This window comes from Microbulbifer bruguierae (assembly GCF_029869925.1).
Lineage (GTDB): Bacteria > Pseudomonadota > Gammaproteobacteria > Pseudomonadales > Cellvibrionaceae > Microbulbifer > Microbulbifer bruguierae.
In genome coordinates this window covers 1,070,743-1,083,341 of the sequence record NZ_CP118605.1, presented here as the reverse complement: position 1 = coordinate 1,083,341, position 12,599 = coordinate 1,070,743, and the positions used below count along the sequence as shown (strand labels likewise).

The window sequence follows — 12,599 nt, the reverse complement described above, 5'->3', positions numbered from 1 at the left end:
GTAAGTTGCGCCATTTCCCGGACCTTGCGCACGGCTCTCCTTTCCAGATTGTGTAAACTGGCGCCCTGATCCGATTCAGGAGCGCATCCTTGTCTGTATACCGTCGATGTTCACCCCCGAAGCGTCCCGCTTCCGCCCGCAGGCCAAACACCCTTGTTACCGGATGGGTGCTGGCGATAGCCTGTATTTACTCATCTGTAGTATTTCCCCAAGTCGAAGAGGAGGCGACCAAGCAGCCTGGCTTTGGTGAAATTGAGCTGTTGCAAATGGATGACAGCCTGCAAAGTGAGGAGCAGCGGCAGGAAAACTGTCTACGGGAACAATTACTCACCGCACCGTCGAATATTACCCTGGAAGAAATGCGCATCCGCTGCCATCTGGAAGTGATTCGCACCCCGCAGGAATTACAGACCAAACCGGTATTCGCGACGGTGCCGGAACCCGAGTCCCGGGCAGCGAGTGTATCTGTGGGCAGTGAACGCGTGATGGCGATCCGCGAAGCAGCCAGCAATCCCTTTACCCTGGCTTCGCACAAGACCAATTACCTGTTGCCTCTGGTATACAACCCGTCGCCCAACAAAGCCGGGCACGAAGTCGACGAAAACCAGAGTGACGAGTACAACCTGCAAAAGGCGGAGGTGCAGTTTCAGCTGTCCGTGCAGGTGCCGGTGTGGCGCGGATTTCTCGGCAAGGCTTCGTTCATGAGTTTCGCCTATACCAACCGCTCCTTCTGGCAGGCCTACAATTCCGATGAATCGGCGCCATTTCGCGAGACCAACCACGAGCCGGAGCTGATCATGACCTGGCTGAACGACTGGACCATTTTAGGGTTTCAGAATGCCGCCAACCAGCTCGCCATCAACCATCAGTCAAACGGTCGCAGCGGCGAGGATTCCCGCAGCTGGAATCGCATTTACGCCAATATGCTGTTCGTGCGTGACGACTATTATTTTGCGTTCAAACCCTGGTATCGCCTCCCGGAAGACGCCGAGGAAGACGATAACCCGGACCTCGAATACTACCTGGGCCATTTCGAACTCACCGGCGGGCTACGCCGCGGCGATCACCGCCTGTCGATGATGCTGCGTAACAATCTGCGCTCGGAAAACAAGGGCGCGGTGGAGTTGCGCTGGAGCTTTCCCATGGGCAACCGGGTGCGCGGTTATCTCAAGTATTTCAACGGTTATGGCGAGAGCCTGATCGACTACGATGAAACCGTGCAGACTCTCGGCATCGGGTTTGAACTCGCCCGCGGAGATGGCTGACCTATCAACCGTAATCAGGGAAATTTGCCAGGGATGGGATTTGACGACACCTACAAACTCAGTGCCCACGCGGTCATCACCAATGACTCGGGGGAAGTGTTGCAGCTGCGCGCCACCTATGCAGACAAGAATTGGGGGCTGCCCGGTGGCGCCCTGGATATCGGCGAAACCATCCACGAAGCACTGCTTCGGGAATGTCGGGAAGAAATGGGCCGGGACGTGGTCATCGACTATCTCAGTGGCGTCTACTATCACCGCGTCTATAACTCCCACGTTTTTATCTTTCGGGCGCATTTCAAAGGAAACGGGCAAATTCTGCTGTCGTCAGAACATTCCGATTACGCGTACTTTTCCGTCAATGACCTGACGCCCGTCCAGCGAATGCGTGTGCAGCATTGTCTGCAGTTCAACGGGGAGGTGCAGAGTGCGAAGTTCTGAACTTTCTCCGTTATTCGGGCGCTTATCGTAAATTCCTTTCTGTAAAAGTTCGTCTTGTACCTCTTTATCTATGCTCAAAGTAGGAAGAGGTGAAACGGATGTAGAACTGACAATGCCTGAACTGGGCAACCTGAGCGAATTCAGCCCACCCCTGGAATGCCGTGTGGCCCTGGTCAGCGACGATGGCGACTTCAGTGATCAATGGGTAGGGGCTCTCAACACCACCGCCGCACAGCATGAAAATCCTTACGGCATACGGTTTGAACCACTGACGGTAATAGCGTCGGAAAGGCGGCTGTGTGAAGAGGATCGCCTGCAGGCGTTGATTATTGACGGTGGTTGTAGCGCCGAAGAGCTTGTAGCGGCGGAACAGCTGGTCGACCGCATGCACGACCTGCGCGCGCAGCTGAATGTTTTTCTGGTTGCACAGGATTCGTTTCTCAATTATCGGGGGGGCGCGCCGGCCTCCCTGCGCAAGCGTTTTGACGAACTGTTTGATCGCCGCGAACGCAACTTCAACCACATGTTTCGGCTGATACAGGCGTTTATTGCCCGCCGCGCTTCCACTCCGTTTGCCGACACCCTGAAAGACTATGTTTTCAGTGCTCGCGATGCCTGGCACACCCCCGGTCATTCAGGTGGTGACAGCCTCCGCAACAGCCCCTGGGTCGGGAGCTTTTATCGTTTTATGGGGGAGCATGTATTCAACGCGGATTTGTCTGTATCGGTACAGGTACTGGACAGCCTGCTTGAGCCCCACTCGGTGATCCATGAGGCCCAGGATCTCGCCGCCCAGGCCTTTGGTGCCCAGCACACGTTTTTTCTTACTAACGGTACCTCCACCGCCAACAAGGTCGTGATCCAGCAGATTCTCGGTGGCGGTGGCAAACTTATCGTCGATCAGGCCTGCCACAAGTCGGTACACCACGCCATTCTCATGAACCGCGTAGAGCCGGTGTACCTGAAGTCCACGTTACATCCGAAGTTTGGTATCTACGGCCCTGTGCGTCGCGTGGATATCCAGCAGGCGCTGGATGAACACCCGGATGCCGGGTTACTGGTGATCACCTCCTGTACCTACGATGGCCTGCGCTACGACCTTAAGCCGATCATCGACCATGCCCACCGGCGCGGCGTAAAAGTCCTGATTGATGAGGCCTGGTACGCCCACGGCTACTTCCACACGGAATTGCGCCCCACCGCGCTGGAATGCGGCGCGGACTACGTAACCCAGAGTACTCACAAAACCCTGTCGGCGTTTTCCCAGGCCAGTATGATCCACGTTCAGGATCCGGACTTCGACGAGTTCCGCTTCCGCGAAAACCTCAATATGTTCGCTTCCACCAGCCCCCAGTACGCGATTATTGCGAGCCTGGATGTGGCGCGTAAGCAGATGGTGATGGAAGGGTTTGGCCGCCTGCGACACTGCCTGAAAATGGTGGAAATACTGCGTCGGGAAGTAGATGCCACTGGTGTGTTCCGGGCCCTGACCTGTGAAGACCTTATCCCGGCGCCGCTCGCCAATGACAATATCCGCCTCGATCCCACCAAGGTCACCATTGACGTGACGGCCAGCGGTTATTCCGGCAAGGAAATACAGGTAAAACTGTTTGATCAGTTCGGAATCCAGGTAGAGAAGAGCACCTACAACACCGTCACGGTACTGGTTACCCTTGGCAGTACTGAAAGCAAATTGCTGCGCCTGGTACATGCGATCAAACAGCTCGCACGCCAACCCCGCCAGCGCAAACATCCTTTGAGCGGCCGTCACCTGCCGGAATTTACCCGCCTTACCTGTTTGCCCGCGGATGCGTATTTTGCAGAAACGGAAGAGTTGCCGTTGATGGATAATGGCGTGGCAGCGGAAAAAAAACTGGTGGGTCGCACTTGCGCTGACGAGGTGGTGCCTTACCCCCCGGGGATTCCGGTACTGGTGCCGGGGCAGGAAATTTCCGCGCAGATCGTGCAGTTTTTGCAGCAGTTACTACAGGGGCAGCTGACCACGGAAATTCATGGGTTGATCTTCCGCGCTGATGAGCCAATGTTACGGGTCGTGTGTGAGCCTCAGAGTGATTCACTCTGCGCGCGGGAATCGAAGTGAACTACGCAGTGTAATCAGGTCTGTCTGGTTTTTGCCCGGCTTGCTGCTTGCCGCGGGCTGAATCCAAATTGTCGTTTGAACGCCGTGGCAAAGTTGGCCGCGCTGTTGTATCCCGCCATTGCGCTGGCCTCCTGCACACTGGCGCTCTGGGATTCGAGCACGTGCAGGGCTCTCAGCAGACGCTGGCGACGGGTAAATTCCATCACACTGACCCCCTCGAACTTGTGAAACAGCCGCTGCAGGGCACTGGCGCTGGTGCCTGCGGTCTGCGCGATTTGGCCGACGGTCAAAGCCTGGCATTGCTGCGCGAAGATGGCATCCCTGGCACGCTGAAAACACTGAATTTCACGGCGGGATAAATCCTCCGTTACGGGTTTGATGGAGGAGGGCATCGACTGGGTAGCTGGGGTGGTTGCGCTAGCCGCACTGAAAATGATTGCGAGAAGTTCCAGGACTCTGGCTTCCCAAAGCAGCGGGTTGGCAATGGTAGCGGGATCTTCGAGCCGGGTAATTTCCGCGGCCAAGGCTCGCTGTTTTGCTGACAGTTTTCCGTTATGTACCTTCAGAGCTCCGTCTCCCTGCTCCCGGTAGTAATTGGAATTCTGGTCGAAGCGGCTTGCCAGCCATGCGGGCGTTGCGGAAATCGACAGGTAGCGCACCTGCTGTGGAAACCGGCAAATACGCTGTAACCGCTGCTGATTCCCGGTGCTGGCGGTCAGCAATTCACTTCCCGTATCTGTTTCGCCAGAAAGTACGAAGCGGGCGTCACCGATGCGGAATTCCAGTTCTCCGCGCAGCAAGATGATGCAGGTAAACCCTGCCTCAAGTGTCGCGGACGCCGCGTAGGCGCAGTTCTGCAGGCTGTTACCACAGCGCAGCACCAGGCCGGGACTGAACTCCCGTTGCTGGTGATGTCCGTGCAGCAGCACACTTTGCGGTGTCAGCCGGGCATCCTTCAGCCGCAACTCGATCCCGGCACGACACCGAAAGTCCCGGATACTGATTGTGTGTGGCAAGGCTGCCCGCTGGTCAGTGCCGTTGCCGCTAAACGGATTGTCCGACTGTTGATTCATTGACATGGAAGGTAGCTTCTGACGCTCAAGTAGCCCTCAAGGCGTGTGTTAGCGCCGGTGTTTCTGATTCTGGTTGCTTTTCAAAGTAAACGGGTTGTTGCGCAAAGCTATTGCCGTTGTGTCCGCCCGCTTACCCCCCTAACATCTGCCGCCGATTTAAACGCTAATGAGAATCTATATCAAGAGCGTTTTTGTGTGTAGTGGGCTTTGTCTGCGATGGTCTCACCTCGACAGGGGCCAGAGAGGCTTGGGGTTGTTTGATTTGTGATCAATTTGGGGTTTTTATGACGATTCGCTCTTCCGTGTCGGTCCGCCTGGTGGCGGTATCTTCACTTCTGGCACTGGCGGTGGCGCAGGCCAACGCGCAAATACAGAAGAATAATGATGAGAATCTGGAAGAGGTAGTCGTTACCGCTACCGGCCTCTCCAGTGCATCCTCCACCGCCAAGTCTGGCATCCCCATTATCGAATCGGCGCAGACCATTTCCGTGATCAGCCGGGAAGAAATCGATCTGCGCGCGGCGTCCACCGTAGCCGATGCGCTGTCCTACACCGCTGGTGTACAACCTGAGCCCTCCGGTATCGACAGCCGTACCGACGAGATTTCCGTGCGCGGCTTCGGTGCCGGTGGTTTTTCCTCCAACAACAACTTTGTTGATGGCCTGCGTCTGCCAGCTGGCGGTCAGTGGACCCGCTTTGGTTTCGATACCTTTGGTCTGCAGCAGTTAGAAGTGCTCAAGGGGCCGTCCAGCGTACTTTACGGCCAGGCAGCCCCTGGCGGAATGGTAAACATGGTGACCAAGCGCGCAGCGGCGGAAAGTCAGCAGGAGCTCCAGGTTCAGGGGCAGGGGTATACCGATCTCGGTAACTTCGCCGGCCGTATCGCTGGTGATTTTGGTGCTGCCCTGAATGACACAGGCACCCTTCATGGCCGTATCGTTACCGTTGCTGAAGACGGCGATACCCAGGTGGACGATGTGTCCAAGAGCCGCTACTACGTTTCTCCCAGCGTGACCTGGACCCCCAGCGAAGACACCAGCTGGACCTTCCTGACCCAATACCAGCGCGACGAGGGCGGTGCCACTTTCCAGTTCCTGCCGGCCCTGGGAACACTGACTGTCTCCAACGGTAAATACATCGAGAACGATGCCAATATTGGCGAAGTCGACTGGAACACCTTCGACCGCGATCAGCTGCTGGTGGGCTCCTTCTTCGAGCACAACATCAACGACAGCCTGACCCTGCGCAACAACGCGCGTTATACCCACATTGATACCCTGTATCGGGTGACCGTGCTGTCGGGGGATACCGTCACTGACTGTGCGGCTTCCGTTTATGGCGAGCAGTGTATCGATGGCCAGACCATCGGCCGTCGCGCTGTACAGGGCGACGGTGAATCCGATGGCTATGCCATCGACACCCAGCTGGAAGGCCGTTTTGAAACCGGCAATATGAGCCACACCCTGCTGGGTGGTCTGGACTATTTCCACACGGAGTGGGAGCACTACCGCGACCTGGTGAGCCTGCCGGATGCGCCCCGTGGGCAGGTCGACCCGCTGTGGGATATCTTCAACCCGGAATACCGCGGTGCGGATGACTACGAGGAAAATCTCGGGCCGCAGATTTACGGTGCGTCCACCAGCAAACAGACCGGTCTGTATCTGCAGGATCAGATCAGTAGCGGCAATCTGCGCCTGAATATCGGTGGCCGTTACGACCGTGCGGATGATGACAGTGAAGACCTGCAGACCGGTGAGACCTTTTCCACCAACGCGGATGAGTTCACATGGCGCACCGGCGCGGTATACCTTTTCGACAATGGTGTAGCCCCTTACATCAGTTATTCGGAATCCTTCCTGCCGCAAGTTGTTGACCCTTCCCAGACCCTGGACGGTGTGTTGTTCGAGCCGACGACGGGTGCGCAGGTGGAAGCCGGTGTTCGTTACCAGAGTGGCAACAATATCTATGTGAGCTTTGGCGGCTTCGAGATTACTCAGCAGAATGTGTCTACATCTGATCCCAACGGCACCCTGTGTGGGCGTCGTGTGTGCCAGGTACAGGCGGGTGAAGCGCAGGTGCGCGGCCTTGAACTGGAAGGGCGCGCGTCTCTGGCCACGGGTACCACGTTGATCGCCTCTGCTTCCCGCCTGGACGCGGAGATCACCAAGTCCAACGATCCGATTGTCGGCAATACCATGACCCAGGTGCCGGATGTACTGGCTTCTGTGTTTGTGGATCACCGCATCGAGCAGGGCGCGCTGGCTGGCCTCGGTTTTGGCGCCGGCGTGCGTTACACCGGTGAGAGCTACGGTGATACCAATAACACCCTCAAGATCGACGATTACACGTTGTTTGATGTGCTGATGCGCTACGACCTGGGGGTGACTCGTCCGGAGTTAAACGGGATGTCGGTGTCCTTGAATGCGCGCAACCTCAACGATGAACGCTATCTGGTGACCTGCACGACGACACAGTCCTGCTTCTACGGGCAGGGTCGTGTGGTGACTGCGCGTCTGCAGTACAGCTGGTAAACAACGTTATTTCCGCGAAATACAAGGCCCGCCTGGCGGGCCTTCTCGCGTTTTATTCGAGCGATCACGGAGACACCCGGTGACTGCGTTATTTCTGATTTTCGCTGCAGTGCTGATGGCACTCGGTTCCATGCTGCTGTATCTGGCTAGTCCCAATCAGCGGCTTTTTTCCGCTGCATTGCCTTGCCGTGTTCTCGCATGGTCGGGTCTGCTGCTGTTGGTATTTGCGCTGGTGCTGCTACTGCAATACTCGGGCACCGGCAGTGCGGTATTTATTCTGATGACCGCGGTGATGTTTGTATGGACGGTGCCGCCGATGGTTATTGCTTATCTGCATCACCATAGACAGCAGAAGAAAAATGGGGAGAAAACATCGTGAGGCCACAACAACTCTCCAGCAGCAACTGGTTTGGCAAGGCCAGTGCCGGTGTGATTGCCGGCTATCTGCTGACCATCGCCATTTGCGGCATTTTTTCCCGCTTTGGTCCGCTGGAAGTCGGCTCTTTCTCTGCGCAGGCGCAGATCACCATGTGGCTGATGGCACCCGTGTGGGCATTGATTCTGAGTTTCTGTTTCCTGTTCCAGAACGGTTGGCGTGCCTGGGCCTGGCTGGGCGGGGCCAACATGGTTCTGTGGGGGATTCTGCTGATCGGCAGATTTGTGATTGGTTAAGGCGGGTAATCGGGCAAACATTATGAAAATTCGAAGCGACATCGTGCGCATGTATCGCGACATTCACAGTTGGGTGGGTATCGTCTGTGGACTTGCACTGTTTATCGCCTTTTACGCCGGTGCCATCACCATGTTCGAGGCGCCGTTAAACCGTTGGGCTTCTGAGCCCCGGGTTTTTACCACGCATACGCCGCTGGAAAATACCCCGGAGCTGGTGGAGAAGGTTCTGGCGGAATATCCGCAAGCAGCGAACCGCTATGAAATAACCCTGGACGCCGGCCTGCAAGACCGGCCGGCACGCGTGATGTGGAGCAGTGGCCGCCGCGGAGGTGGCACGACTTATTACGCGGAGCTGGCTGAAGACGGTTCACTGCAGGTACACACTGAAGGCCCATCCGCGGTGGGGCAGCTGGTGGATGATATTCACCGGCAGGTGGGAATTTTGCTGGATCACGATATCGCGATGCCCATCGTCGGGATCGTTTCCCTCCTGTACTTTATTGCGCTGGTATCCGGTGTGATTGTACTGCTGCCGACCCTGGTGAAAGATCTGTTTATTCTGCGCATCGGCAAAAACCTGAAGCGCATGTGGCTGGATTTCCACAATGCGCTCGGCCTGTTCAGTCTTCCTTTTCATATCATCATGGCGCTGACCGCGGTGGTATTTGCACTCCACGATCAGTTTTACGTGTCCCAGCGGGCGTTGCTCGAGAAAAACGGCCGGCCGGAAGTGCATGAAGAGTCTCATGAACATAGGGGCGCGCTGGCACCACAGCAGATTGTGGCGCGTCTGCAAGAACAGTCGCCGGAGTTCACACCGCTGTTTATGCAGTTCCACTATGAAGAGGACCACGGGCTGGAGCTCCTTGTCAGCGGTACCAATCCCCGTCACGGTGCTCGCGCCCCTCACTACGGGATGGTCGCGGTCGATCCCTACAGCGGTGAAAAGACCATGACGGGCTACATGCCGGGAGAGCAGGACGGCTGGTATGCGACCCTGACCAGTTTCTTCTCTCTGCACTTTGGCAACTTCGGCGGCAATCCGGTGCGCTGGGGGTATTTCCTGCTTGGGCTTGCAGGCGCTGTATTGTTCTATACCGGCAACCTGCTGTGGATCGAATCCCACCGTAAGAAGCGTCGCAAGGGTTACGAGTACCTCGAGGTCAGTCAGACGCGCGCATCCAAGGTGCTGGGTGCCCTGACCGTCGGAATTTCCCTGGGCTGTATCGCCGGAATTTCTGCCACCATCGCCGCAGCCAAGGTGTTGCCCCTGTGGACCGAAGCCGTGGCGGCCTGGCACACCGGGATTTATTACGCGGTGTTTTTCCTGGCTACCGCCTGGGCTTTCTATCGCGGTGCGGCGAGAAGTGCGGTTGATCTGTCGTATGTATCGGCGGCGGCAACCTTGCTAATTCCGCTGGTGAGTGCGTTGTCCGCGATTATTCCGGGCGTTGGCTGGAATCACGGCGGCAGTACCTACCTGATCGATGCTGTGGCGCTTGTGGGTGCCGGTACCCTGGTAGTGCTGGCGCGCAAGACCCTGGCGCGGATCCACAGTGCGCCGTATTACAGTATCTGGTATGTGGGGGCGGACCCTGTTGCGCCAGTTCAGGCGGTACCACAACCGGTGGCCGGTGACGCGACCGGCGTTTAATACACTGCTATTCCGGTTCCGGGAGGGGTGATTTACTCTGTGTAACATCCCTCCCGCCTCTCCTATTTCATTCCCTTCACGACCTGCCTCTCCTGTTCTCAGGATCATTGATGGGCGCGAGCGCAAGGCTGCTCACTTCTACCGGATCAGGGAACGACCCTAATGGCGCGCTTTGCGATGGCTTCCGTTTGCTAATCTAGTTTTAATACTTTGACGTCATTGAGGCCCAGCAACTGATGGAGCCGTTCCTGAATCGGGTTCAGGCGGGACGCCTGTTGGCGGAAGCCCTGCGCGCTTCTCTCCCGGATCTGGCGGAGCACAGCGGGGTAATCGTCCTCGCTCTACCTCGCGGCGGTGTGCCGCCCGGATTGGAAGTCGCGCGGGCTCTGACGGCGCCACTGGACGTAATGCTGGTGCGTAAACTGGGCGTCCCGGGCCAACCAGAGCTGGCCATGGGGGCGATTACCAGTGGTGCGCGAGTATTGAACGAAGATGTCATCTGGCACTGCGGTATCCGTGATGAAGACCTGGAGGCAGTAGCGAGTGTGGAGCGGACGGAGCTGGAACGCCGTGCAAGACGCTATCGCGGTGACAAGCCCTGGCCGGACTTGAAAGATCGCTGCGTGATACTGGTAGATGACGGTATTGCTACCGGCGCCACTATGGAGGCGGCAGCCCGCGCAGTACGGGAACAGCAGCCGGCTGCGCTTGTACTGGCGGTGCCCGTGGCGCCGCAGTCAACCCTGACGCGTTTTACTCCCCTGGTGGACCGAGTTGTGTGCCTGCTGACCCCGGAACCCTTCTGGTCCATTGGCGCCTGGTATCGGGATTTTTCGCAGCTGACCGACGAGCAAGTAATCGCGATGCTGCGGGAAGCGGATCACTTGTCGAGAGAAAAGGGTGAATAAGCGGGAAGCCCGGGGAGATCCTGCGGGTGTACTCTGGACAGTGAGGCCAGGCTGACGTGTCGCGCTTCGAGGCGGAAATATCTGAGTTCATCTGGAACACCAAATACCGCGTTCGGGACGACGGCAACATCGCAGAGGCCTGTGTCGAGGACAGTTGGTGGCGTCTGGCCAGAGCGCTGGCATCGGTGGAGCCCGAGAATCAGGAATACTGGGCGCAGTGTTTCTACCGCAATCTGGAAGATTTCCGCTTTCTACCCGGGGGACGCATCCTGGCTGGCGCAGGTACCGGTCATCAGGTGACGCTGTTTAACTGTTTTGTGATGGGCAGTATCGAAGACTCGCTGGAGGCGATCTTCGAGCGTTTGAAAGAGGGGGCCCTCACCATGCAGCAGGGCGGAGGTATCGGTGTCGATTTCTCCAGTCTGCGCCCGGCCGGCAGTGGTGCGCAGCACTCCGGCACCATCGCCTCCGGGCCCGTGTCGTTTATGCGGATCTGGGACGCTATGTGCGCGACCCTGTTATCCACTGGCAGCCGCCGCGGCGCCATGATGGCCACGCTGCGCTGTGATCACCCGGACATCGAGCATTTTGTGGAGGCCAAACGGGATCCCGCGGAACTGCGCCATTTCAATTTGTCGGTACTTGTCGACGACAATTTTATGCGGGCCGTGGACGCCGACGCGGACTGGCCACTGGTCTTCCCTGAGCGCCAACTTCAGGCCCGGTGCCAGAACCGGGGCAGGGGTGAACGGGTGGTGCGCCGCTGGAGCGGTGAGTCGGAACCACAGTCGTGCCGGGTACTGCGCAGGGTGCGCGCGCAGGCCCTTTGGCGAAAGATCATGCGCGCCGCCTACGATGTTGCCGAGCCCGGGGTGCTGTTCGTGGATCAGATCAACCGCCACAACAACCTCAACTATCGCGAGCAAATCAGCGCCACCAATCCCTGTGGAGAGATACCTCTGCCGCCCTACGGCGCCTGCAACCTGGGTTCGGTGAACCTGATGTGTTTTGTGCGGGAGCCATTCACTGGCCGAGCACGACTGGATCGGGAGGGCATTGCCCACTGCGCGGCCATCGGTACACGCATGCTCGACAATGTGATCGACCTTTCGCAGTACCCTCTGCCGGCGCAGGAAGTCCAGGCGAGAGGCTGTCGCCGTATCGGTATTGGCATCACCGGGTTGGCGGATGCGCTGATAGCGTTGGGCCTGCACTATGACAGCAATGCAGCGCGGGAAATTGCCGCGGAGGTGTTACAGACCCTGCGCGACAGTGCCTATCGCACGTCCATTGCGCTCGCAAAGGAGAAGGGGAGTTTTCATTTCTTCCGCCGCGATGCCTACCTGGCGAGCGCCGATATACTGGCGCTGCCGGAAAGTTTGCGTCGTGGGATCGAAGCCCTCGGTATCCGCAACAGCCATCTGGTTGCGATCGCGCCCACGGGTACCATCAGTCTGCTGGCCAACGGTGTTTCCAGCGGGATTGAGCCGGTATTCGATTTCCAGCATCGGCGTCGGGTACTGACAGCTGACGGTCGTTACCGCGAGTTTGAAATCAGTGATCCCAGCTTTCGCCTCTGGTGTGCCAGAGGTGGTAATCCAGAAGCGTTGCCGCCGCAATTCGTCTCCGCGCGCCAGCTGTCGCCGCGAGCGCACCTGCTGATGGCGGCAGCACTGCAACCCTATGTAGACAATGCGATTTCCAAGACCGTGAATATTCCTGTGGACTTTCCCTTTGAACGCTTCGAATCCCTCTATCGGCAAGCTTACAAGCTGGGCCTGAAAGGCTGTACCACCTTCCGCCCAAACCCGATTACCCAGTCGATATTGACCAGTGTCGGTGAAGCGCCGGCCAGCCACTGTTGCGATATTGAGCGCGAGGGCGAATGATTTTCCTGACTTGGGAAATGATTGCGGGAGAGATGGTTAACGCTTCTTTACCTGATTTTATGTCGTTG

The 12,599-nt window shown here is 57.7% G+C and carries 10 protein-coding genes; 9 read left to right on the top strand and 1 reads right to left on the bottom strand.

Annotation, left to right across the window (positions count from 1 at the left end):
• Window positions 1-89: 89 nt before the first annotated feature.
• The 3 genes from PVT68_RS04635 to PVT68_RS04625 all read left to right on the top strand — a co-directional run bounded on the left by PVT68_RS04635 (window position 90) and on the right by PVT68_RS04625 (window position 3,804).
• Window positions 90-1,265: a phospholipase A gene (locus PVT68_RS04635; RefSeq protein WP_280321460.1), complete on the top strand. Its 1,176-nt coding sequence runs from the start codon at window positions 90-92 to the stop codon at window positions 1,263-1,265.
• A 33-nt stretch (window positions 1,266-1,298) separates the two neighbouring features.
• Window positions 1,299-1,703 carry an NUDIX hydrolase gene (locus tag PVT68_RS04630; protein WP_280321459.1) on the top strand — a complete coding sequence of 135 codons (405 nt, stop codon included), beginning with the start codon at window positions 1,299-1,301 and terminating at the stop codon, window positions 1,701-1,703.
• Between the two features lie 112 nt (window positions 1,704-1,815).
• On the top strand, window positions 1,816-3,804 hold the full coding sequence (locus tag PVT68_RS04625; protein WP_280321457.1) for an aminotransferase class I/II-fold pyridoxal phosphate-dependent enzyme: 1,989 nt from the start codon (window positions 1,816-1,818) through the stop codon (window positions 3,802-3,804).
• A gap of 14 nt (window positions 3,805-3,818) precedes the next feature.
• On the opposite strand, the gene PVT68_RS04620 is transcribed toward PVT68_RS04625, so the two are convergent.
• Window positions 3,819-4,883, bottom strand: coding sequence for a helix-turn-helix transcriptional regulator (locus tag PVT68_RS04620; protein WP_280321456.1), 1,065 nt, complete (start codon window positions 4,881-4,883; stop codon window positions 3,819-3,821).
• 278 nt (window positions 4,884-5,161) lie between these two features.
• On the opposite strand from PVT68_RS04620, the gene PVT68_RS04615 reads away from it, so the two are divergent.
• From PVT68_RS04615 to PVT68_RS04590, 6 genes are all read left to right on the top strand, one after another.
• Window positions 5,162-7,408 (top strand): TonB-dependent siderophore receptor, encoded by a 2,247-nt coding sequence (locus tag PVT68_RS04615; protein ID WP_280321455.1) that lies wholly within the window; start codon window positions 5,162-5,164, stop codon window positions 7,406-7,408.
• A 79-nt stretch (window positions 7,409-7,487) separates the two neighbouring features.
• A complete protein-coding gene (locus tag PVT68_RS04610; RefSeq protein WP_280321454.1) occupies window positions 7,488-7,787 on the top strand; it encodes a hypothetical protein in 300 nt (99 codons plus the stop codon).
• Window positions 7,784-8,080 carry a hypothetical protein gene (locus PVT68_RS04605; RefSeq protein WP_280321453.1) on the top strand — a complete coding sequence of 99 codons (297 nt, stop codon included), beginning with the start codon at window positions 7,784-7,786 and terminating at the stop codon, window positions 8,078-8,080. The genes PVT68_RS04610 and PVT68_RS04605 overlap by 4 nt, the downstream gene beginning before the upstream one ends.
• A gap of 22 nt (window positions 8,081-8,102) precedes the next feature.
• On the top strand, window positions 8,103-9,734 hold the full coding sequence (locus PVT68_RS04600; RefSeq protein ID WP_280321452.1) for a PepSY-associated TM helix domain-containing protein: 1,632 nt from the start codon (window positions 8,103-8,105) through the stop codon (window positions 9,732-9,734).
• A gap of 236 nt (window positions 9,735-9,970) precedes the next feature.
• The gene (locus PVT68_RS04595; protein WP_280321451.1) at window positions 9,971-10,642 is read left to right on the top strand and encodes a phosphoribosyltransferase; all 672 of its coding nucleotides are present in this window, start codon (window positions 9,971-9,973) and stop codon (window positions 10,640-10,642) included.
• A gap of 56 nt (window positions 10,643-10,698) precedes the next feature.
• Entirely contained in the window at window positions 10,699-12,531 is a 1,833-nt protein-coding gene (locus PVT68_RS04590; protein ID WP_280321450.1) for an adenosylcobalamin-dependent ribonucleoside-diphosphate reductase, read from the top strand.
• Window positions 12,532-12,599: the final 68 nt, after the last annotated feature.